This window comes from Allobosea sp. 05T438 (assembly GCF_056396025.1).
On the sequence record NZ_JBFTKQ010000004.1, the window covers coordinates 1 to 22,470 of the forward strand.

Genomic DNA, 22,470 nt, shown 5'->3' on the forward strand with positions numbered 1-22,470 from the left:
GGTTTCAGCAGACCTATCCGAGGAAACGCTTCACGATCTCCCGCAGCAACCGGGGCAATTCATCGAAAGCGTAAGGAGTGTGCACTCGCTCGAGCCTTTGATGAAATTCCCGTCCCCACGGGCCAATGTTCACAACCGGGAAGGACAGGGCATCTTCGCCGACCGCGTCGACAAGCTCGCTGGCCGGGGTATTGGCGGCAATGGAGTCGCTATCGGCGTCGGATGGGCGATGTCCCAAAAAGCTCATGTCCGAAATGCCGGTAAAATACTCACGATACTTGAGCGCTCCTCCACCGGCGCTTTCATGCGCGAGCCGCGCGCTTTCGATCGCGTCGGCAAAGCCGGAGGGATTTGCCGCCCTGGAGAGGTGGGTCGAGGGATATACGAGACTGCTGAAGCCATAGAAGATGGCAGGACCGGTCACGCTGGCTTCCGTAACCATCGCGCTGACGATCGCACGCGTCTGAGCGAGAGGATCGTCGGAGGCGCGCCACTCGAGCTCTACATCGTTCACCCGGGCAACGGCATCGGCTCCGCCGACCTGCTCGACCCGCTTCATCAGTTCTCCGACCGCGATAAGCGACGCGGCTGCCACCGGGCCGCCTGTGGTATTCCCACCATCGCGGAATAGCTGTGCGCACGCTGATTGAACTGCTCGATGGCCGCAGCCGCGGCCGTTCGGACGGCTTGTTCGAAAAGACGCAGAAGCTCAGGGGGCGTCCAGTTGCGCGAGAGCCAGTTGAAGGCGATCCAGACCCGCTCGGGCGTGGTGACCTCACAGCCTCCTCGTAGGTCCTTCGCCTCCAGGCAGATCGGCGGCGGCGAGACCTCACCCCCTGCCCTGTCGGATAGCGCAGGGTTAGGCTCCACGGCTTTCGTGATCTCTGACGCGATCAGTTGGGCACTGACCCCCTCGAACGGATAGCTTGCATGGGAGGAATGGCCGCATCCCGGCGGCACAGAGCAGGGCGGCGATAGCCGTCGAGAGAAGCTGCGGCTGGCGGGAGAAGCCGGAGCCGACATGGCTCCTGATGGTCCGTCTCAGCACGTCTCAGCCCCCGGCGCGATGTCGCTTCGTGTTCGTTCCGTTCCCCGCATAGGCGCATATCCACGCGGAGAATCTTGCTGCAAGCGAATCGACGCTGCCGATTGCATAGGCTGACGTTCAATAGTTAATCGTAATGGCAAGGTGCGGCCTCTCCGGAACGATTTTCGGTTCCAGAGAGCAGCCGGACGATCTCACTTGGTGGTATAGCCACCGTTGACGAGAATGGTCTGTCCGGTCATCCACCAGCCATCCGAGACCAGAAAGCGGATGAAGGGCACGATGTCCTCGATGTCGGTCAGGCCCGTCTTTGTAAACTTAGACAAAGCTGCCGCATTCTTGTGATAAGCTTGAGCGTCGGCGTTTTCGGCAGGGTAGAAGAAGGATGTGTCCATCGGGCCCGGGCCGATCGCGGTCACCGAGATGCCCCGCTCGCCGAACTCTTTCGAAGCTGCGCGAGTGAAGTGCTCGACCGGCGCCTTCGTGCCGGCATAGGCGGCGTAGAAGGGTGTGTAGGCGCCAAGCAGCGAGGTCACGAGCGTGCAGATCTTGCCGTTGTCGTTGACGTGCTTGCCAGCCTCCTTGAGGAAGAAGAAGGCGGATTTCGAGTTTACCGCAGTCATTTCGTCGTACTCGGCCTCGGTGATCTCGACGAAGGATTTCTTCAGAACCTTGCCGACCGTATTGATGGCGATGTCCGGTTTACCGATGGCGGCGACGGTGTCCGCGAAGAGCTTCTCAACCGCGCCGGCCGTGGTCAGGTCCGACTGAAGGGCGATGGCCTTTGCACCGGCGGCCTTGATGGCTGCGACCGTCTCATCCGCCGCGGGTTTGGTCGCGCTCGTGTTGTAGTGGATGGCCACGGCCTTCGCGCCGTGCTCGGCCAGATCACGGGCAAGCAGCCCGCCGAGGTTCTTCGCCCCGCCAGCAATGAGAACCGTCTTACCCTTGATGCCGTGATCGAGCATGTTTCGCCTCCACTGGTCGCGGAAGCCAAAACGCGACCCTCGGCGAAACTGATAACGTTTTGGACGCCTGACCAGAGCAGCGACAGTATCTGCTCCTGACTCCCCTTGACGAGGCGGGCGTTTTGGAGTTTGGCGCCAGTTGCGGAAGATTCGTGGCTTTCCGGCTCTTTCAAGGATCGATGCGAGTATCGGTCAGCGCGAACCCGGCCTTGTCCAGGCCCTCCACGATATGGGCGATGTAATCTTCCTGGAACTTGCGCCCGCGCCAATCGGCATAGAATTCAGCGGTGTAGTTAGGCCTTAAACGGCGCAGGATTTGCAGATGCATCTCTGCTTTGGCTGTGGCGCCGAGCTGCCCGCAGACGGCCGCCAGCATGACATGCATGAAATAATACTTCTCATCGATGCTCAGGTTCGAGGCCAGCTGCAAGGCGCCCTCGTAGTCGCGCTGGCGATATAGCTCCAGGATCGGGACACCGTATGACATCGCCGGATGGTAATGCTCGCGCGCGTTCGCACGCCGCACGAGTTCGACCCCTTCCTCATAGCGACCCATGACATAGAGCCGATTGCCCAGCGTCAATTGATGCTCGCCGGATCCCGGGTTCTGGGTTATGGCCCGCCGCCCGGCCCTTTCGAATTCCTCGAACTTCCCCATGGCGAACAGCACCGTCGAGCGCATGCTGTGAGCCAGAGCCGAGTGCGGCGCGACGCGAATGGCCTCGTCGGCCATGTCCAGAGCTTCCTGCAGGATCCTGCCACCCTCAGCCGGCCGGGCGTAGAGACCTCGAATCTCGTTCATTTGGATATAGGACAGCATGGCCCAAGCGTCCGAATAAAACGGCTCCTCTCTGACCGCGGCCTCAAGGCATTTCCGGATATCCTTCTGCTCTGTGTCGTCGAGGTTCGCCAGGTAAGTGACGGCGTGCACGACACAGCTATAGGCATCCTGGTGCTTGTCCGGGTGGAGTTTGCGCTCATTCACGTTGATGATGCCCCAGCGCTGCCCGATCTGCCTTGCGACGGTTTCGCCGATGGCCTTCTCCGCCGCCATCATCGAGGACGCTCCGGCTGACTCGATTTCCTCGCGCGAAGCCAGAATGAGCCCCGACCGGTGCTCGCTCAGCATCCATTGGCATCGCAGCGTTCGTTCCTCAACGTCGGCGGCGACGTCGAGGACATAGAGGCTGCCGGCCCCGCTGGGACGCAGCGACGCGACGAGCTCCTCAAATGATTTGTGAGGCTCAAGACCGGCGATGCGCAGGCCGTGATAAGGAACGAGAGCAGCAACGACCGAGCGGATCGTGCGAGACGATGCCTCGCTGGAGCCCCCGCCGGCCGCTGCCCTGACCACAATGATCGGGATCTTGTGCTCGGGCCCCCGCTGGCCTTCTTCCGGGCGCGCTTGCGCCGACATAGGCCGAAGCCCCGCCCGAACCAGTGTCTCGTTGCTGTCCGAAATCCCGGCCGCTTTTGCCTGACGATGGTCGAAGCGCGGGACGTATCCTCCAACGGGCAGATGAATCACCACGTTCTCCGCGGCGCCATCAACAGCGTAATAAAGGGCCAGTGCCGAACGCAGGCGGGTTGCCTCGTTGCGAACGACGGCATCCTTGGCGGGGTCGAAGTCGACGCCTCTGCCAAAGACGTCCACAGCGATGGTGTAGGCCTTCAGCTGGGCGCTTTTTCCCGCGAGTGCCTTTTCGACGACATATCGGAGGAAGCGCGCGCCTCGTGCTGAAATCCGCGTGCTCGGCGCATTCAACAGGTTATCGAGCGCCGATGCGATTTCTCTCTCTTCAACGCCACCGATAGGCATAACGCTGCTGGATCCACCCTGCCATGCATCCCACGTGCGGGGAGCCGATTGCCACGGGGCGCAGTAATCTTTGCCTGACTGCGCTTTGCTTCACTGCAGCATAGCGCTCCGCGTTCAACAATTGTCCGCCCCCAAAATTTCTGGATATTTTGCTCACGGTCCCGATGCACTCCAAATGGCGCGAGACAATTTCCGCTTTAAGGCATCCAGCCAACGCCAGCTGACATCGGCTGAGTAGGCACCCAACGCCTGCTTCCGGGCAGCGCTCCGATATCCGCTTTTGGCGCGCTACCGACGGAAAATTATATGAGTATCCAGCTTAAGCGTATTCGGGCCGGCGCGGCGTGAACACATCAAGATTGATCACCGGCTCATCGCCGACGACCTCGCCCCAATGCTCGACATTCGACGGGATCACGACCAGCCCCCCGGGACCGATCAGATGCTCCTCGCCGCCGATGAAGAAGCGGATGGTGCCGCTGACGATATACGCGATCTGCTCATGGGGATGGCTGTGCGGTTTGGGCTCGTGTCCAGGCATCAGCCGGTGCAGCGCCACCGTCGCTGCATTACCGGAGAAGGCCTTGCGGTCTACACCCGGGCGCACCGGTGTCCACGGAATTTGGCTCCAGTCGATCTTGTGAATGTCCATGGCAGCGGCTCCGATCGTCGCTCAGTCAGATAGTCACTTGGGTGGTCATTTGGCGGCGCCGAGGATCCCCGACGGGCGGATGAACAGGAACAGCAGCAACACCGACAGCGCTGCGACATTCTTCAATCCGGCGCCGAAGCCAACGATGGCGAGCGCCTGCAGCAGGCCGAGCAGCAAGCCGCCGAGAAAGGCGCCGAAAGGCCGCCCGAAGCCGCCGGCGATCGCGGCGATGAAACCGCTGATCGCGAAGGGCACTCCGACATTGAAGGCGGTGTATTGCGTCGGCGTGATCAGGATGCCGGCGATTGCGCCCAGCGCGGCGCTCAGCGCGAAGGCCAGCGCCAGCATGCGCGAGATCGGGATGCCCTGCAGCGCCGCGGCCTCGCGATTGATCGAGCAGGCGCGCATCGCCTTGCCGGTCCGGGTCAGCCCGAAGAATGCGGCGAGCGCTGCGACGATCGCGAGCGAGCCGCCGACGATCCAGATCAATTGGTAGCCGATCGCGACCGGGCCGATCATTAGCGGCGGCCGGTCGGTGAAGACGGGCAGGGTCTTGGGCTGGTCGCCGACGGCGATCAGGGTCAGCCGCTCGACCACGATCTGTGCGGCGAGCGTAGCAAGGATCATGACGAACATCGTCGCCTTGCGGTTCCAGAGCGGCCTGACGACGACGCGCTCGATCGCGACGCCGAGGATCGCCACCGCCGCGATCGCGATCAGCGCCGCCAGCGGCAGCGGCACGCCGTTCCGCGCGAACAGCACATGGGTGATCATGCCGCCCAGCATCACGAACGCCCCCTGGGCAAAGTTCACAATGCCGCTGGCGTTGTAGATCACGCAGAAGCCGATGCCGATCAACCCGTAGACGCAGCCGATGCCCAGCCCGCTGACCAAGACCTGGGGGATATAGGACCAGTCAGCCATGGGGCGTCTCCTGCATGGTCGGCTCGCCTGCGGACGATTTTCCGGTGCCCAGATAGGCCGCGATCACGGCCGGGTCGGCGCGGACTTCGGCCGGGGTGCCTTGCGCGATCTTGCGGCCGAAATCGACCACGATGACGCGATCGGCGGTGTTCATCACCAGCGTCATGTCGTGCTCGATCAGGAGCACGCTGGTGCCGTCCTCGGCGATGCGACGGATGATCCGCGACAGCGCCGCGGATTCCTCGGTGTTGAGGCCGGCGGCCGGCTCGTCGAGCAGGATGAGCCGCGGACCTGCGGCCAGGGCGCGTGCGAGCTCCAGCATGCGCTGGCGGCCATAGGGCAGCGCCGAGGCGGGCTCGTCGGCCATCGCCGCCAGCCCGGCGAAGGCCAGGAGTTCGCGCGCGCGCGCCTCGACCGCCGCTTCCTCGCGGCGCGCCGAATCCGGCCGCAGCAGTGCGGCGAACAGGCCGGCCTTGCCCTGCAGATGGCAGCCGACCTTGACGTTGTCGAGCACGCTGAGATCCTCGAACAGCTTGACGAGCTGGAAGGTCCGGACCAGTCCCGCCCTGGCGATGTCGGCCGGCGGGCGGGCGGTGATGTCGTTGCCTTCGAAGATGATGCGGCCGACGCTCGGCGGCAGGAAGCCGGAGATCAGGTTGAACAACGTGGTCTTGCCGGCGCCGTTGGGGCCGATCACCGCGGTGACGCCGTCGGCGGGCACCTCGAACGAGACGTCGTCGACCGCGACCAACCCGCCGAAGCGCCGGGTCACGCCTTCCAGGCGGAGCCGGGTCATGACCGGCCTCGCGGCGCGAACAGGCTGGAAAGGCCGCGCGGCGCATAGATCAGCAGAAGGATCAGCGCCGCGCCATAGGCGAGGTCCTGATACTCCTTGAAGGCGCGGAAGGTCTCGGGCAGCAGGCTGACGATCAGTGCCCCGACAAGGGGGCCAGCGACCGTGCCGATGCCGCCGACATAGAGCATGGTGAAGGTGACGATGACCATGTGCAGGCCGAAGACCTCCGGGCTGACGAAGCCGACGACATGGACGAAGAGCGATCCGGCCAGTGCCGCGAAGCCGGCCGATAGCAGGAAGGCCGCGAGCTTGTAGCGGGAGACGTCGATGCCGAGCGCGGTCGCCGCCTCCTCGCTGCCGGCGACCGCCGAGAGCGCGCGGCCGAAACGGGAGCGGCGGATGCGCGCGGCGGCAAAGGCGCAGGCTGACACGACGAGCGAGAGCAGGATGAGCTGGCCCCTGTCGGAGGTGACCTCCCAGGGGCCGATGCCGAAAGGCGGGATGCCAGAAATGCCCATATAGCCCTGCGTCACCGACTGCCATTCTACCGTGATCTCATAGGTGATCAGGCCGATCGCCAGCGTGCCCATGGCGAGGTAATGGCCCTTCAGCCTGAGCGTGGGATAGCCGATGATGGCGGCGGCGAGCACGGCCGCGACCATGCCGAGCACGGTGGCGGGCAAGGACCCCCAGCCATGGCTCGTCGTCAGCACGGCGGAGAGATAGCCGCCGATCGCGGCGAAGGCGTTCTGGCCGAAGGAGACCTGCGCGGCGAAGCCCATGAACAGGTTCAGCCCGGTGACGAAGACCGCATAGATCAGGGCGAAGGAGACGACGGTTGCCGCGTAGCCGCCGACGACCATGGCATAACCGACCACCACCGCGGCGAAGAGCCAGGGCAGCAGGCCGACCAGCCTGATCGGGCGCCGTTCAGGCGAAGTAATGCTGGGCGAGATCGTCATGGGAGGTGATGTCACGCGGATCGAGTTCGGCGACGATGCGCCCGAGCGAAAGCAGGTAGACGCGGTTGGCGAGTTCGAGCGCCAGCGGCGCCTTCTGCTCGACCAGCACGATCGCCAGACCTTCGCGGTTCAGGAGGCCGAGCGTCTCCAGGATTTCCCCGGTGACGCGCGGCGCGAGGCCGAGCGAGGGCTCGTCCAGCAGCAGGAGCTTGGGCCCCGCCATTAGCGCCCGGCCGAGCGCGAGCATCTGCTGCTCGCCGCCCGACATCGAGCCCGCGGCCTGGCCGAGCCGTTCTTTCAGGCGCGGGAACAGGGCCAGCACGCGCTCGCGCCGGCGGTTGAACTCGGCCTTGTCGCGCAGGCGATAGGCGCCGAGTTCGAGATTGTCGGAAACGCTCATGGGCGAAAACAGCCCGCGTCCTTCCGGAACCAGCACGATGCCGCGCGAAGCGACCGCGACCGCATCGTGCCGGGGTAGCGCCTCGCCCCGGAAGCGGACCTCGCCGCTATTGGCCGACAGTCCCATGATGGCGCGCAGCAGGGTCGACTTGCCGGCGCCATTCGGGCCGAGCACGGCGACGAGCTCGCCTTCGCCGATGCGCAGATCGACCCCGTGCAGCGCGTGGATATGGCCGTAGCGTGCGGCGAGGCCGGTCGCGGCCAGGATCGGCGGAGCCGAGTTCGGCGGAGCTGCGCTCCCCTGTGTGCCGGCCGCGACCGCCGGGATCATTGCACCACCTTGACCTTGCCGCCTTCGATGGTGGCGAGCACGAAGGGGTTCTCGGTGATGCCCTGGTGGAGGTCCGGCCGGAAATTGTAGATGCCGGTCGTGCCCTGGAAGCCGGTCAGCTCCTCATAGGCAGCGCGGACCTTCTCGCCCTCGAAGGACTTCGCCTTCTCGATCGCGGCGACTGTCAGCATGACGCCGTCCCAGCCGCGCGAGGCCCAGTTCGGATCACGATCCCTGAACTTCTCGCGCCAGGGATCGAGGAAGGCCTTGATCCCGGTCTTGAGCGGGCCTTCGGGCAGCGCTTCATAGACCTGCGAGGGCGAGGCGACGAAGAGGAACTTGTCGCCGAGCACCTCGGCAACGGGGCCGAACACGGCGAGATCCTCGAGGCTCGTCAGCAGCAGCATCTCGGCGCCGAGCTGCTTGATGTTCTTGGCGGCGGTGAGCGTCGTGCCACCGAGCCCGATCTTCAGGATCGCGCCCGCGCCGGCCGCACGGGCCTTGCTGATCTGCACGCTAAGATCGGCATCGTCCTGCTTGTACTGATCGACCGAGACGACCTCGAGGCCGTATTTCGCGGCGTTGCGCTCGGCCACGCTCTTCTGGAGATTGGCGTAAGGAGTCGGGTCGTGCAGCACCGCGATCTTGCGGATCTGCGTTTTCTCCTTGAGGTATTCCAGGCGCTTGTCGACCTCGAAGCCAGCGGGCGGCAAGGTGGTGAAGGCCCAGGGCAGATGCTCGGCCTGCGTCGGCAGGATCGAGCACAGCATCATCGGCACCTTGGCGCGCAGCAGCAGGCCAGCGGCCGCGAAATTGCCGGCCGAGACGCAGCCGCTGACGAAGACGTCGACCTTGTCCGAGCTCAGCATCTTCCGGTAGACGGTCACCGCCTCCTGAGGCTCGGAGCGGTTGTCCTCGACGACGACCTGGATCTTGCGGCCCATCACGCCGCCCTTGGCGTTGACCGCGGCGGCCGCGAGTTCGACACCGTCGCGCCAGGCGCGGTCGACGGTCGCGGCATAGCCGGTCAAACCGGCTGAAACGCCGATCTTGTAGGGTTCCTGCGCATAGGCCGGCATCGCGCCGGCCAGCGCGAGGCTTGCGGCAAGGCAGGCCGCCAAAAGGGTCTGCTTCATCATTTCTCCTCCCGTTTTCCCTCGGTTCGGGCTGGTGGCCCCGTTCCGAGGCCCCGCCTTTTTCTTGGCTTTTCAGGCTGGTGGTGTTGCCGTCAGGCCGTCGGCTTGCCGTAGCCGCCGCCGCCGGGCGTCTCCAGCAACACGACGTCGCCGGCTTGCATGGTCAGCTTCTTGGCTTCGCTGACGGATTTGCCGTTGACGAGGAAGCGGCCAGGCGCACCGGACAGGCCGCCATCGATGCCGTCGGGACCGCGTTCGAGCCGGCTCGGCACGGCATTCAGCAGCCAGGGGTGGTCGGTGCGCATATGAAACTGGATGATCTGGCCGTCGCCCCCCTGCATCCGGCCCCTGCCGCCGGAGCCCGGCCGCAATTCCTTGCGATCGAAGACGATCGGCATCGCCGCTTCGAGGATCTCGATCGGCACCGCCGCGACGCCGGTCGGGTAGCAGGTCGCGCTCGGTCCGGGCTTGCCGGCGCGGGCGCCCATGCCGCCGGAATAGTTGAACATCGACGAGGTGAAGGCCTCGCCGCTGGGCTTGCGGCCCTGGATCTGGATCGTCCAGACCGCGCCCGAGCCTTCCGCCAGCACGCGCTCCGGCATGACCTGATGCAGTGCTTTCAGGATCGGCATCGGCACATACATGCCGACGACATGGCGCGCATTCACCGGTGCCGGATAGGCGCAGTTGACGATCGAGCCAACCGGCGCACGCACCTCGATCGGCGCCAGCGAACCCGTGTTGTTCGGCAGGTCCGGATTGAGGCAGGAGCGGATCGCGAAGGTCGAATAGGCGTGGGTGTAGTTCAGGACGACGTTGATGCCGGTCGTCGTCTGCGGCGAGGACCCCTCGAAATCGACGATGATCGAGCCGCTCTCGGCATCGACCGTGACGGCCGTCCTGAGCGTGATGATCTCGCCGCCGGGAACGTCGAAGATCGCCTCGCCGTGATAGGTGCCGGCCTTCAGCTTGCGGATGGCGTTGCGCGTCGCCTCCTCGGAGCGGTCGATGATCTCGTCGGACAGCGCCTCGATGTCCTCGATCCCGTAGCGCTCGCACAAAGTGATCAGATGGTCGGCCGCCGCCTCGCCGGACGAAACCTGCGCCGAGAGATCGCCGAAGACGGCATCGGGCGTGCGGACATTGCGGCGGATAATATCGTGCAGCATTTCGCTGGGCTTGCCGCGCTCATAGAGCTTGAGCGGCGGGATCCAGAGGCCTTCCTCATGCACGTCGCGGGCGCCGGCACCGATGCCGTAGCCGCCGATATCGGTGTGGTGGATGGTCGAGCCGATATAGGCGAGCAGCTTCTCCCCGTCGAAGATCGGCGTCAAAATGGTGATGTCGAAGAAATGCCCGGCCGAGAGCCAGGGATCATTGGTGATCAGCACGTCGCCGGGCTCGCAGCGGTCCTTGAACAGGCGCACCAGATGCGCCCCCGCGAAGGCGAGCGAGTTGATATGGCCGGGTGTGCCGGTATTGGCCTGCACCACCATGCGGCCGCGCTGATCGAACAGCGCGCAGGCGAGGTCGCCGGCCTCGCGCACGATCGGGCTGAAGGCGATGCGCTGCAGCGCCTTGGCCCGCTCGGTGACGATGCCGATCAGGTTCGACCAGAGGATTTCGAGCTCGACTCCGTCCATTGGATGTGACCTTGCCATCGGACTTACCCTTTCGTGGCCACGATGCAGCCGAGCGCGTCGATCGTCGCGCTCCAGCCGGGCGGCAGCGCGGTCGTGGTCTCGCGCTCCTCGATGATGGCGGGGCCGGCGACGGTCTGGCCGATGGCGAGCGCCGAGCGCTCGTAGACGGGGACGGACTGGCCGTCCTCCCAGGCATGGACCGGCCTGTGGCGCTTAGGCGCCCCGGCGGCGATCTGCGACCGGGCCTGGCCGTCGAAATGCGGCAGGGGCCCACGCGCGACGACACGCCAGGTCACGAGTTCGATCGGGACATGCGAGGGGTTGACGCCGTAGAGCGTGCGATAGGCCGCCTCGAATTGCGCGGTGAGCACCTTGCTGTCGCGGCTCTGGCGCGGATCGGCCTCGAAGATGATCGTGACCTCGTGCTGCTGGCCGACATAGCGCATATCGGCGCCGACCAGGATCGTGACATCGGCGGCTGCGCAGCCGGATTCACCCAGTGCCGTCAGCCCTTCCTTCTCGAGGTCGCCGATGACGCGATCGACGCGCTCCCAGTCGAGATGGTCGATCCGCGTCAGGTCGCTGCGCACGAGATCGAGCCGGACGGGAGTGACGAGCGTGCCGAAGGCCGAGAGCACGCTCGACTGCGGCGGTACGATCACGCTGGTGCTCTGCAGCAACTCGGCGACGCCGCAGGCATGCAAGGGGCCGGCGCCGCCGAAGGCGAAGAGCGGTAGGCCGCGATAATCGACGCCGCGATCTGTCGCATGGGTTCGCGCCGCCGAGGCCATGGCTTCCGTAACGATGCGGTAGATGCCACGTGCCGCCTGCGCGGCGTTGAGGCCGAGCGCCTCGCCGAGCCGCGCCATGGCCGCGTCGCAAGCGGCCTTGTCGAGCGACATGTCGCCGCCGAGGAAGTTCTCGGCATCGATCAGGCCGAGCACGAGGTCGGCATCGGTGACGGTCGCGTTCTTGCCGCCGCGGCCATAGCAGGCCGGTCCCGGATTGGAGCCGGCGCTTTCCGGCCCGACCTTGAGCAGGCCGAGATCGTCGACATGGGCGATGCTGCCGCCGCCGGCGCCGATCTCGATCAGGTCGATCGAGGGCACGGTGACGGGCAGGCCGCTGCCCTCGCGGAAGCGGTAGCGCCGGTCAACCTCGAACAGCCCGGTGATCAGCGGCGTGCGGTTTTCGATGAGGCAGGCCTTGGCGGTGGTGCCACCCATGTCGAAGGACATCAGCCGGTCGATGTCGAGCAATTCGGCATAATGGCAGGCCGCGAGCGCGCCGGCAGCCGGGCCGCTCTCGATCATCCGCACGGGGTTGCGACCCGCGGTCTCGGCCCCGACGACTCCGCCGGAGGACAGCATGATCAGCGGGGTGTTGGCGAAGCCCTCGACGCGCAGCCGGTCGCTCAGCCGCTTGAGATAGGGCTGCGAGATCGGCATCGCATAGGCATTCACCGTCGCCGTCGAGGCTCGCTGGTATTCGCGGATCTGTGGCGCGACCTCCGACGAGGTGCAGATGAAGACGTCGTTGAGTTCGCGCGACAGGGCGACTGCGACCAGCGCCTCGTTGTCCGGGTTGGCGAAGCTGTTGAGGAAGCAGATCGCAACGGCACGCACGCCGCTGGCCCGGATATCGGCCGCGAGCTCTGCGATATCCTGCGGACTCGGTGCGAGCGCCACCGTGCCATCAGCCAGGACGCGCTCCTTCAGGCCGAAGGTCAGCTCGCGCGAGACCAGCGGCTCGGGGAACTCGATCTGCGGATCGTACATGTCGTAGCGATGCTCATTGCGGATCGAGAGCACGTCGCTGAAGCCGTCGGTGACGACGAGAGCCGTCGGCAGACCCTTGCGCTCGATCAACGCGTTGGTCACGACGGTCGTGGCATGGACCACAACGCCGTCGACCGCGCCGGCGGCGATGCCGGCCTTGCCGAGCACGGAGTCGACGCCCCGGAAGAAGCCTTCCAGCAGATCGTGATGCGTGGTCAGCGTCTTGTCGACGCTAAGCCCGCCCTGCGGGTCGCGCAGGACTATATCGGTGAAGGTGCCACCGATATCGACGGCCAGCGAGTAGGTCATGCTCTCAGTCTTTCCAGGTCAAGCCACGCGAGATGCGTGCGGCGCTGCCGACGACCTCACGGATCTGTTCGGGATCGGGAACGGGCGGAATGAACTGCGTCGCGCCGACGATGGCGATCGAGCCGACGAGAACCTTGCGGTGGTCGAAGACGGGGGCGGCCACCGTGTTGACGCCGGTGATCACCTCGTCGGGTGCGGTGGCCCATCCGCGTTCGCGAACGGCGTCGACCTCGGCAAGCAGCGCTTGCGTTGAAATGATGGTCGCTGGCGTCCAGGCTTCGAGCGGGCCGTTGGCGATCGCGGCAGTACGCTCCTGCGAGCCGAAAGCGAGCCAGATCTTGCCGTGGGCGCTGGCATGGAAGGCGAGCCGCGTGCCGGGCCGAGTGGAGAATTCGATGAGCGTCCGGCCCTGGATCAGTTCGAGGACGATCAGCTCGTCGTCGATCGCGGCGCAGACGGTGACCGCCTGGCCGGTGTGGTCGCGCAGGGTCATCAGTTCCTCGCGCGCGGCGCTGACGATGTCGAAGCGTTGCCGCAGCGCCTCGCCCAGCACCATCAGCTTGATCCCAGCCTCGTAGCGGCCGGTCTCGACCTCCTGCCGGACGAAGCCGTGGCGCTGCAGCGTTACCAGGTGCCGATAGATCGTCGCCTTCGACGCGGAGAGCGCCTCGGCGATCTGGGCCAGCGAAGCCGGGCGGCTCTGCTGCACCAGATACTCGACCGCGTGAAGTGCGAGATCGAGCGTGCTGGTGCCGGCAGGCGCAGGCTTCCCCGCAGCTTTTGGCAAATCCGTCGACAAGAGCGTTCCTCGTGTTTCATTTCATATAATGAAACGTCATTTTATTATATGATACGCTATGGGTTAACTGAGGCGCCTGTCAAGTGTCGGCCAAGGCTGCGATGTCCGGAGCGGCGAAACATTTGGGTTAGCGCATCGATCGGTCGGCGATGCTGATGAAGCGCGCAGCCTCTGCGAATATCAGCAGCCAAACGAAGCAGCGCTTCCGGCCCGCCCGCTCGAACTATGACGCCAGGCTCAAACGAAGTGGCCCAACCATCACTTAGGTCCGCAAAGGATCGCCAACGGACCGTGCTAATGGACAGACCCCCGAATGTCCGCTGCCGGGCACCCACCCGATGTCCGCAATTGGCGCGTTCCGTCAGGATTTGTCGCCGCATGCGGAATGAAGGGTGCCCAGAGAGCCGAATGACGTCTTGGCTCGAAAGGAGCCATATCTCATTGCGCGCTGTGCGGAGTCGTCGGGAGATGCCTGACGGAGGTTCGCGGCGAAACCTTCGCCGCCCTCAGGGCGACCGAATAAAAAACCTTGGCCTATTGGACATCCCATGCCAGCCAATAGCGCTCGCTGGGCCTCCGTCTCCACCCCCTCCGCAACGACGGTGAGTCCAAGGGCGCGCCCAAGGTCGATGATGGCGCGGACGATGACGGTCTTCGAAGGACTGGCAGTCAATCCCCCGACGAAGCTCCGGTCGATCTTGATTTCCGTAACGGGAAACGCCTCAAGCGAACGGAGGTTTGAATAGCCAGTTCCGAAATCATCTACGGAGAGGCCGACACCGAGATTCCGCAGCCGGCGGAACGCCTCCAGCACGCCGGGCGTGTCAGTGAGAAACATGCCTTCTGTGATTTCGAGTGTCAGCAAGGCTGGTCGAAGACCGGACTGTCGTAAGATGCGGTCCACGATCTCCGCCATGTCCCTGTGCAAAAACTCGGTGGCGGAAACGTTCACGGAAAAGCGCAGCGGTTGTTCCCGGTGTTCGTTGATCGTGCGTGCAACGGCGGCGACAGCGGCTAGACCGCGCTCGCCGAGGTCGAGCAGCACGCCGCTCCGCTCTGCCGCTTCGATGAATCGGCCCGGGGGTACGATACCAAACAGGGGATGATTCCACCGTATCAGTGCTTCCGCACCCACGCACTGGCCTGTCGCAAGGTCGATCTGGGGTTGGAAGTGATGGATGAACTCATCGTTGGCGAGAGAGGCCCTCAACTCGCGGGTCATTTGGACCCGATTGCGCGCCTCCTCTTCATCTGCACGCTGAAACCGGCGAGGCCCACTCAGCGGAGCTGCCTTCGCCGCGTGCAGTGCCGCGCCAGCATTGCGGATCAAGGAGATCAGGTTGCCGTCAGGGGGGCCGAGCGCATAGCCGAAGGCGAAACGCAGGGAAACATTCGCCCCCGGGACTACGAAGTCTGGGGCGAGAGCGGCACAAACCTCGGCCACGATCGGTGGCCCGCTTGCCTCATCCGTCAGTTCGAAGGCCAGGGCGAATTCGTTGGCTCCAATCCGGGCGACCAGAGCGGCCCCGGTCCCGCGCAGCCGGCGGCCGATTTCCATGAGCAGCGCGTCCCCTACATCAAAGCCGTACCCTGCGTTGATGTCGTGGAAGCCGATCGCGTCGAGCTTCACGAACATCACCGGGCCGGCAGTTGTCGCGAAGTGCCGTTCTGCGCCGACGATGAACGATTGACGGTTGAGGCAGCCGGTTGGAACGTCGAGGTTCGCGGCGCGATCGAGTGCAATCTCTGTCTGGCGCGTCGCCGAAACGTCACGAAGAATACCAAGGTACAGCAGTTCGCCACCGACCGTGAAAGGTCTAAGGCTGAGGTTGTTCCAGAAGACTGACCCGTCTTTACGATGATTGCGAAGCGTGACGTCCACCGGTTCGGCGGCCCTGATGGCGTCTCCGATGCGGCCGATTTCCGGTTGCTGGCGTTCATTGCCCTGGAGGTAGCGGCAGTCCTTCCCGAGCACCTCGCGCCGCGTATATCCGGTCAAACGCTCGAAGGCCCTGTTCACGTAGAGAAGTGGCCCATCACCCCCGGAAATCCGGGCGATCGCCACACCGTCGGAGAATTCCTCGACGAGTGGCGGCAGAACCGAGCGGAGCAATGCGTCCGAGCTGAGGTCACCGTTGCCAGCGCAGAGCGCCGGTGCGAACCTCATGAACTCCAACGGCTTCAGTCCCTTGAAATCCTTCATACCCAAGCAATGGCGCTGTTGCCGGTTGCTGGGCAATCGGCGGGTACGGCCGTTTCGAGACAACCGTCAGCCGATTTCGGACATAGTGGGTCTCGACCCGTCTCCAGATGTCCGGAATCGATCGCGGTAGTCCGAGGGCGTCGCTCCGAGATGCTCAAGAAAGGCGCGACGCATCGCCCGGGCAGAACCGAAGCCGCATTTCGCGGCGATCGAATCCATCGATAGCCGGCTGCCTTCGAGCAGAAAGCGCGCGACATCAATCCGCGTGAGATCGACATATTCGGCCGGCGAGATTCCCACCTCCTGCGTGAAGACCCGCGTGAAGTTGCGCGGGCTCATCGCCGCGATGTTCGCCAAGGTGTTGACGGACAGATCAGCATCCGGGTGGCTCAGGATGTACTGCTGGACCTTGTAGAGGCGGCTGTGGTCGACGCCTTGCGCTGCCAGATGCATGCTGAATTGAGACTGGTCCCCCGGCCTTTTCAGAAACACGACCAGACGGCGGGCGACATAAAGCGCCACGTCTCGGCCGAGATCCTCTTCGACCAGCGAAAGGCCGAGATCGATCGCCGCGCTCGATCCGGCAGACGTGACCATGGGGCCATCCCGCACGAAGACCCGGTCGCCGTCCACCTTAGCTTCTGGGAAGCGTTGGGCGAGGAGAGCCGCATACTGCCAGTGCGTCGCCACGTGGCGGCCGCCCAGAAGTCCGGCGTCACCGAGCAGGAAAGCCCCAGTGCAGACCGAGCCGTAACGCCGCGTCTGAGGGGCCGTCCGGGCGAGCCAGTCGATCAAGCCTCGACCCGGTGCATTGGGTATGCCGACGCTACCGGCCACAAGAAGCGTGTCGAGACCCTTCGGACTCAAGAGGTAATCTGAGTCCGGCAAAACTCTCAATCCCGACCCACAGCGGATCGGTCGGTCCTCCTCCGCGACGATGCCGACCTCGTAGAAGGCTTCGGCAACACGCGCGTTCGCTTCGGCAAACACGTCCATCAGGCCGGCGAGTTCCAGCGAGTGAACGTCGGAAGGCGCGAAGATGATGACCCGCACTGGACGGTCCTCGAGAAGCGCTGAGCCGAATATGCCGGTAGGCCAGCCCGCAGCAGTCACTCGGTCTACGTGGTGGCTTCCGGCGCATGCTATGATGGCGCCGGCCATTTCCGGCTAAGCGCGGCTGCTCAAGAAAATCAGAGGGACGCCCCGCGATTGCCCCTCGCGTGCGAAGTTGATCCTCCTCTTGCCGTCATGCTGCCATCCTCTCAGGAATTGGCGCTTTCGGCAAACTTGGAGTGGTTCAAGCCGAACATCCAATGTTCGGTTGTAGGCGCAGTCTCAAGGTCAGTAGTTGGAGCGCAGCCGCAGGGCGTTCTGTCGGATATTTGCGAACCACTTCTGTGCGTTCTACCGAACGCCCTTCGTCGCCAGGCGCGGCCAGTTTCCGTCGGCGCGGGCGATGTAGATCCTCGCCCGCCCGAGCCAGGTCTTCCGCACGTCGAGATCGTAGTTGAGATAGAGATGGCCGTCGACGATCGACCAGGCTTCCGGCTCGATCTTGACGAGATAGCCGCGCGAGGTGCCGTAGGCGCAGAAGCCGCCATAGGCCGGCAGGTAGCGCTCCGGATCGGCCTCGAACAGCGTCTTGTGCTCGGCGCTGGCGAAATGCCAGGTCGCGCCGCCGTGCCGGACCGAGAATTCCGACTTGCCGAGCCGCGGACCTCCGTCGCGAAAATAGGCGACGGGATCGTAGCCGCGGATCGCGAGGCCGTCCGACGAGCCCAGCGTGTTGACCGGGTGCAGCGTCTCCGCTTTGGCCCCGCCCCCCGCCAGCGCTGCGGCGGCAAGGCCGATGAAGATGCGCCGATCGAGCATGGGCCTTACCTCCCGCGCGCTTCCAGCGCCTCGAAGACATAGGCCGCGAGATAGCCGTAGATCGCATGGCCGATGAGGCTCATGAAGGAAAGGCGCGGCACGTCGTTCAGCAGGAAATGTTGCCCGGCCAGCGGCGCGAAGAAGGCGAGCGCGATGAAATAGGTGATCACGCCCCAGATCCAGCCATCGGCCGGCATGCCGAAGCTCTTCACCCAGCGCGTCAGCCCCCAGTAGCCGAGCGGGTAGAACAAGAAGCCGGTGGTGAAGTGCAGGAGCTTGGCGGTCGGCGTCGAGATCGTCAGGCCGAGCTGATGGTAGAAGAGCGATTTCACCAGCTCCGGCGGTTCCAGCGGATATTCGGCAAACCAGGCGGTCGGCACGGCCGAGAACAACTCCCAGAAGCCGAGGCCGGCGAAGCCGCCGAGCGCGAGGTTGATGACGGTGCGGGTCGAGGGCAGCGCGAAGCTGCGGGTCATGGTCGCGGTGGTCATGGCAGCGGTCCTTTCCTGATGTCAGTGAGCGATGGCGAGCGGGGTGGAAGCGATGGCGAGGCCGGCGAGCCGCCCGGCGCCCCGGCCGCGCAACTGCGCCAGCCGGCGGGCGGCGAAGAGATTGGAGCCGCCGCGCCGCCGCACCCGTTCGGCGAGGATCTCGGCGGCGCGTTCATGCTCGCCGGCACGGATCAGGCTCTCGGCATAGGCCTGCTCGAACAGGTCGCGCTGGGCATGGCTGCCGCCGATCGCGATCAAGCCGTTGCGGGCCGAGCCGAGCAGGCGCGCGGCTTCGTCATAGTCTCCCTCGTGGAAGGCGATCAGCCCGAAGGCGGCGAAAGCGCCGGCGCGGGCGGCAGCGCGCCGCTCGATGCTGGGGTGGGCCTTGGCATCCTCGATCAGGCCGCGGGCGATGGCCTCGGCCCCATCGGCATGACCGGCGCCGAGCAGGGACAGGGCATAGTGCAGATCGGCGAAGACGAGACGGCCGTCATGGACGCGCCCCTCGGCCCTGGCGGCGAGCTCTTCCCAGCGATCGCCGACATCGACGCCGGCATAGTCGAGCCGCGCCAGCAGCGAGGCGCCATTGGCGATGTCGCGGTAATCTTCGGTCGGTTCGGCCCTGATCTCCTCGTCATAGAGCCGCAGCACCTCGCCGGTCTCGCCGCGCTCCAGCCGGAACAGCGCGAGGTGCCAGAAGATGTGGAAGCGCAGGTTGTTGGCATGGGCGATGTCGCGCCCGTCACCGAGCCAGGCGATGCCTTCGTCGGCGCGGCCGGTCATCTCCAGTACATGGGCGATGGCATGGCGGCCCCAGGCGTCGCGCGGGCTCAGGTCCACGGCCCGGCGGCCGACACGCTCGGCCTGCGCATAGAAACCGCGCTCCTCCAGCGCGAAGGCATGGCAGCCATGGACGAAGCCGGCGAGCGGATGGCTCTCGCCGAAACCCGGCGCGAAGCGATTGAGCGTCGCGAGCATCTCCGGCTGATCGCCGAGCATGAAGCGCAGGCCGTGCGAGAGCTTGAGCGCCAGAACGTCGAAGGGATGGGCGAGGAGGATCGCCTCCAATCGCTCGGCGGCCCGGCGCGGCTGATCGTCGAGCCAGAGCGCCAAGGCTTCGACGATCATCGCCTCGCGCCGCGTCACCGGCCGCAGCAGCGCGGCCGTGCGCGCTTTGTCGAGGCAATCGCGAGCCGGCGCGACGAGCTCGGCGCGGGCCAGCGAGAGCAGCATCAGGCCCTTGGCGGCATGCGCCAGCGCGAAGTCGGGATCGGCGCCAAGCGCCCGGGCGAGATGCTCGGGCGTCACGGCGGCATGGGCCAGCAGCGCCTCGAGCATCTCATTCCAGGCAAGGCGCGCGGCATCGCTGGAGACGGTGATCGGATCGCCGGAGAGATCGTGATGAACGGCGTAAGACATGGGCTGCTCCATTGCCGCGCCGTGAAGGGCGCTCGTCAGGGAGTTCGCAACGGCTCGATCAAGCGGCGTTCAACTCGCTTCACGGACCCGTGTTGTCAGCGGAGCGCTCGCGGGCGGCGCGCCCTGCCCCGCGCTCGCGGGCTTGCGCCCCGCGCCGGCCCAGGGCGCGCTCTTGAACCAGCCGACCACGCATGCGGTGGCGAGGATCAGCGCGAAGCCGGCGAGATTGAGCAGAGCCACCACGCCCTCGCCGCGCCCGGTCATGTCGGCGATCGTGCCCAGGAGCCGCGCCAGCACGACGCTTGCCAGGAAGCAGGCGAGCGACTGCCGCCCGATCAGGATGAGCAGATGGCCTGCGCCACGATCGAGCCGGTCCCGCCAGGGCTCGATCAGGCTCAGCGCCAGATAGGCGAGCGCCAGGAAGTGCAGAACGCGCAGGATATGCAGGTCGGTCTTCTCGCTGGCGGGGATGACGAGATCGCGGGCCGCCTGCGCCGGAGGCCAGTGCTCCAGGATGCCCCAGAAGGAGAGCGGCACCGAGAGCAGGAGGAAGAGAGCGGCCCCGATCATCAATCGCCGGTCGCCAAGCGCGGGCACCGGCAGCCATTTCATGGCCATGAAGAAGCCGATGAAGAAGATGAACTGCCAGGCGAAGGGATTGAGGAACCAGCCGGCGCCGGTCCACGGATTGCCTGACAGGTTGAGGCCGCTCGCCCAGACCGCCGCATAGAGCGTTGCTGCGATCAGGAAGGGCAAGACGGGATGGAGCCGGCGCGCCAGCATCATCACCGGCACGAGCGCCAGGATGACGAGATACATCGGCAGGATGTCGAGATAGTCGGGCTGCCAGCTCAGCGTGGCCAAGCCGAGCAGCGCGTTCTCGGGATCGGCCAGCAGCGGCTGGAACTGCTGCGCCAGCACGGCGAGGCCGAAGACCCGGTCGAGCGCGGCGGCGAGCGCGATCAGCGCCAGGACGAGGCCGATCTGCGCCCAATAGACCTGCCAGATCCGGTAGGCGATGCGCGCGGTCCCGAGCCACAGCCCGCGACGCGAGAAGACGCTGCCAAAGGCGAGCGCGCTGGCGATGCCGGAGCAGAAGACGAAAAGCTCGGCGCCGGATGAAAAACCGAAGCGCGCGGGAATCCAGGCGTTCCAGCTATTCTCCGGCAGATGCGCCACGAAGATGATCAGCATTGTCAGGCCGCGAAAAAGGTCGAGCCGCTCGTCGCGGGGGCGCTTCGCAGGGGTGGTGGAAGCCGCGTCCATCAGAACGCTCCCTCGTAGCTGTAAGCATCGATGCGGCAGGCGAGCACAGTGAAACCACTCCGCCGAAAGGCCGCTTCCGCCTCGCGCGCCAGCATGTCGCGGTCGGCGATCGTGGCGCCATGCCCGCCCATCGCACGGGCGACCGCGGCAAAATCGGACTCGCCGATATCGACACCGGCGCGGGCCAGACCGAGCTGGCGCTGCTTCAGCGCGATCAGCCCGAGCGCCTGATCCACGAGGACCACGACGATCACCGGCAGGCCGAGATCGCGCAGCGTCGCCAGCTCGCCCAGCACCATTTCGAGGCCGGCATCACCGACGAAACACAAGGTCGGCCGGCTGGAACCAAGTGCCGCGCCCGTCGCAAGCGGCAGGGCGCAGCCCATGGTGCAGAGCCCGCTCGACTGCAGCAGGCGGCGCGGCCCGTCGCAATTCCACATCTGGCTGAGCAGGATGCGATGCGCGCCGGAATCGGCGGTCGCGACCGTGCCGGCCGGCGCAATGCGGCGCAGCGTCTCGAAGACGGCATGCGGCCCCCATGCGCCGGGAGCGGCAAAGGCGGCGTGGAGCGCTTCGCGGACCGCCGCAGGCTCCCCGCCCGGCCAGCCTGTCTTCGTCGCCTGCACTTCCGAGAGCTTCATCAGCGTCATGGCGACATCGCCCTCCAGCACCAGGCTGGAAGAGTGCATGCCGTGCTGGATCGGCTCCGCGACGATGTCGATGACGGGTTTGCCGGCGGGCCAGGGGTTCCGCCAACCCTGGCGCATCTCGATCGGATCGTAACCGGCGAGCACGATCAGGTCGGCCGCCTCGATCAGCGGGCGGACGAGCGCATCGGCCTTGGGCGAGAGGCCGACGACCCCGATCACGCGCGGGTCGCCCTCCGGCACCAACCCCTTGGCCTTGTAGGTGGTGAGCAGCGGCGCACCGGTCCGGATCAGGAACACGTCCAGCGCAGCCGCTCCGCCCTCTTGACCGACGAGGTCGAGCCCCGCGATCACCAGAGGGCGCTGCGCAGAGGCGATCAGCGCTTGCGCGGGCTGGAGATCCGCCGGGATGGAAGGAGCTGCTGGTGGCATGGCGGGCGCAGTACGACGGCCAATGCGGGCTTCGGCGACCGAAATCGGCAGGTCGATATGGACCGGGCCGGGGCGCCCTCGCTGGGCGAGCGCGACGGCCTTGGCGACGACGAGATCCTCGGTGCCAACAGCGGCTCGGAAGCTTGCCTTGACCAGAGGTCGCAGCACGGCCTGATGATCGAAGACCTGATGCGTGTAGCTCTCGGCCAGGGCCTGGTCGACGCAGCCGGTCACGAAGATCAGCGGGACCCGGTCCTGCTGCGCATTGGCGACGACATTGACCGCATTGGCAACGCCGGGGCCGAGCGTCGCGACCAGCACGGGCAGCGCGCCGGTCGCGTGCCACAGGCCTTCCGCCATGAAGCCGGCGGCGTTCTCGTGCCGCGCGAGGTGGAAGCGGATGCCGGCGCGTTCCAGCGCATCGACCAGCGCCAGCACCTCGCCACCGGGGATGCCAAAGGCATGCGTCGCGCCGGCCTCCGCCAACCCAAGCGCCAGGAGATCGGCACCAGTCACGAATCCGGCCGGGCCGGCTCCAGCCGGCTCTGCGTCCGCTATCCGTTCGTTACGCATCGTCTC

General features: G+C 65.7%; 19 protein-coding genes. All 19 read right to left on the reverse strand.

The window, feature by feature from the left end; genetic code table 11:
* Positions 1 to 13: 13 nt before the first annotated feature.
* Complete coding sequence (locus AC1DIN_RS10700) at positions 14 to 559, reverse strand: hypothetical protein (RefSeq protein WP_476809756.1); 546 nt, start codon at positions 557 to 559, stop codon at positions 14 to 16.
* Between the two features lie 680 nt (positions 560 to 1,239).
* Positions 1,240 to 2,013 carry an SDR family oxidoreductase gene (locus tag AC1DIN_RS10705; RefSeq protein WP_476809757.1) on the reverse strand — a complete coding sequence of 258 codons (774 nt, stop codon included), beginning with the start codon at positions 2,011 to 2,013 and terminating at the stop codon, positions 1,240 to 1,242.
* 169 nt (positions 2,014 to 2,182) lie between these two features.
* Positions 2,183 to 3,832 (reverse strand): tetratricopeptide repeat protein, encoded by a 1,650-nt coding sequence (locus AC1DIN_RS10710; RefSeq protein WP_476809758.1) that lies wholly within the window; start codon positions 3,830 to 3,832, stop codon positions 2,183 to 2,185.
* A 319-nt stretch (positions 3,833 to 4,151) separates the two neighbouring features.
* Complete coding sequence (locus tag AC1DIN_RS10715; RefSeq protein ID WP_265055132.1) at positions 4,152 to 4,484, reverse strand: cupin domain-containing protein; 333 nt, start codon at positions 4,482 to 4,484, stop codon at positions 4,152 to 4,154.
* Between the two features lie 45 nt (positions 4,485 to 4,529).
* Entirely contained in the window at positions 4,530 to 5,408 is an 879-nt protein-coding gene (locus AC1DIN_RS10720; protein WP_441473292.1) for a branched-chain amino acid ABC transporter permease, read from the reverse strand.
* Complete coding sequence (locus tag AC1DIN_RS10725; RefSeq protein ID WP_441473291.1) at positions 5,401 to 6,204, reverse strand: ABC transporter ATP-binding protein; 804 nt, start codon at positions 6,202 to 6,204, stop codon at positions 5,401 to 5,403. The genes AC1DIN_RS10720 and AC1DIN_RS10725 overlap by 8 nt, the downstream gene beginning before the upstream one ends.
* Positions 6,201 to 7,166 (reverse strand): branched-chain amino acid ABC transporter permease, encoded by a 966-nt coding sequence (locus AC1DIN_RS10730; RefSeq protein WP_476809759.1) that lies wholly within the window; start codon positions 7,164 to 7,166, stop codon positions 6,201 to 6,203. The genes AC1DIN_RS10725 and AC1DIN_RS10730 overlap by 4 nt, the downstream gene beginning before the upstream one ends.
* The gene (locus AC1DIN_RS10735) at positions 7,135 to 7,896 is read right to left on the reverse strand and encodes an ABC transporter ATP-binding protein (protein WP_476809760.1); all 762 of its coding nucleotides are present in this window, start codon (positions 7,894 to 7,896) and stop codon (positions 7,135 to 7,137) included. Before AC1DIN_RS10735 ends, AC1DIN_RS10730 begins: the two co-directional genes overlap by 32 nt.
* Positions 7,893 to 9,032 carry an ABC transporter substrate-binding protein gene (locus AC1DIN_RS10740; RefSeq protein WP_476809761.1) on the reverse strand — a complete coding sequence of 380 codons (1,140 nt, stop codon included), beginning with the start codon at positions 9,030 to 9,032 and terminating at the stop codon, positions 7,893 to 7,895. The genes AC1DIN_RS10735 and AC1DIN_RS10740 overlap by 4 nt, the downstream gene beginning before the upstream one ends.
* Before the next feature lie 92 nt (positions 9,033 to 9,124).
* Entirely contained in the window at positions 9,125 to 10,675 is a 1,551-nt protein-coding gene (locus AC1DIN_RS10745; RefSeq protein WP_476809762.1) for a hydantoinase B/oxoprolinase family protein, read from the reverse strand.
* Positions 10,676 to 10,698: 23 nt separating this feature from the next.
* The gene (locus AC1DIN_RS10750; protein WP_476809763.1) at positions 10,699 to 12,762 is read right to left on the reverse strand and encodes a hydantoinase/oxoprolinase family protein; all 2,064 of its coding nucleotides are present in this window, start codon (positions 12,760 to 12,762) and stop codon (positions 10,699 to 10,701) included.
* A 4-nt stretch (positions 12,763 to 12,766) separates the two neighbouring features.
* Entirely contained in the window at positions 12,767 to 13,561 is a 795-nt protein-coding gene (locus AC1DIN_RS10755; protein WP_441473285.1) for an IclR family transcriptional regulator, read from the reverse strand.
* A gap of 361 nt (positions 13,562 to 13,922) precedes the next feature.
* Positions 13,923 to 15,764: a putative bifunctional diguanylate cyclase/phosphodiesterase gene (locus AC1DIN_RS10760; RefSeq protein ID WP_476809764.1), complete on the reverse strand. Its 1,842-nt coding sequence runs from the start codon at positions 15,762 to 15,764 to the stop codon at positions 13,923 to 13,925.
* A gap of 66 nt (positions 15,765 to 15,830) precedes the next feature.
* The gene (locus tag AC1DIN_RS10765; protein ID WP_476766670.1) at positions 15,831 to 16,817 is read right to left on the reverse strand and encodes a GlxA family transcriptional regulator; all 987 of its coding nucleotides are present in this window, start codon (positions 16,815 to 16,817) and stop codon (positions 15,831 to 15,833) included.
* 351 nt (positions 16,818 to 17,168) lie between these two features.
* On the reverse strand, positions 17,169 to 17,636 hold the full coding sequence (locus AC1DIN_RS10770; RefSeq protein WP_476809765.1) for a YHS domain-containing (seleno)protein: 468 nt from the start codon (positions 17,634 to 17,636) through the stop codon (positions 17,169 to 17,171).
* A 5-nt stretch (positions 17,637 to 17,641) separates the two neighbouring features.
* A complete protein-coding gene (locus AC1DIN_RS10775) occupies positions 17,642 to 18,127 on the reverse strand; it encodes a hypothetical protein (RefSeq protein WP_441473281.1) in 486 nt (161 codons plus the stop codon).
* A 21-nt stretch (positions 18,128 to 18,148) separates the two neighbouring features.
* Positions 18,149 to 19,546, reverse strand: coding sequence for a tetratricopeptide repeat protein (locus AC1DIN_RS10780; protein WP_476809766.1), 1,398 nt, complete (start codon positions 19,544 to 19,546; stop codon positions 18,149 to 18,151).
* A gap of 69 nt (positions 19,547 to 19,615) precedes the next feature.
* Complete coding sequence (locus AC1DIN_RS10785; protein ID WP_476809767.1) at positions 19,616 to 20,812, reverse strand: OpgC family protein; 1,197 nt, start codon at positions 20,810 to 20,812, stop codon at positions 19,616 to 19,618.
* Complete coding sequence (locus AC1DIN_RS10790; RefSeq protein WP_476809768.1) at positions 20,812 to 22,464, reverse strand: thiamine pyrophosphate-binding protein; 1,653 nt, start codon at positions 22,462 to 22,464, stop codon at positions 20,812 to 20,814. The genes AC1DIN_RS10785 and AC1DIN_RS10790 overlap by 1 nt, the downstream gene beginning before the upstream one ends.
* Positions 22,465 to 22,470 lie beyond the last annotated feature (6 nt).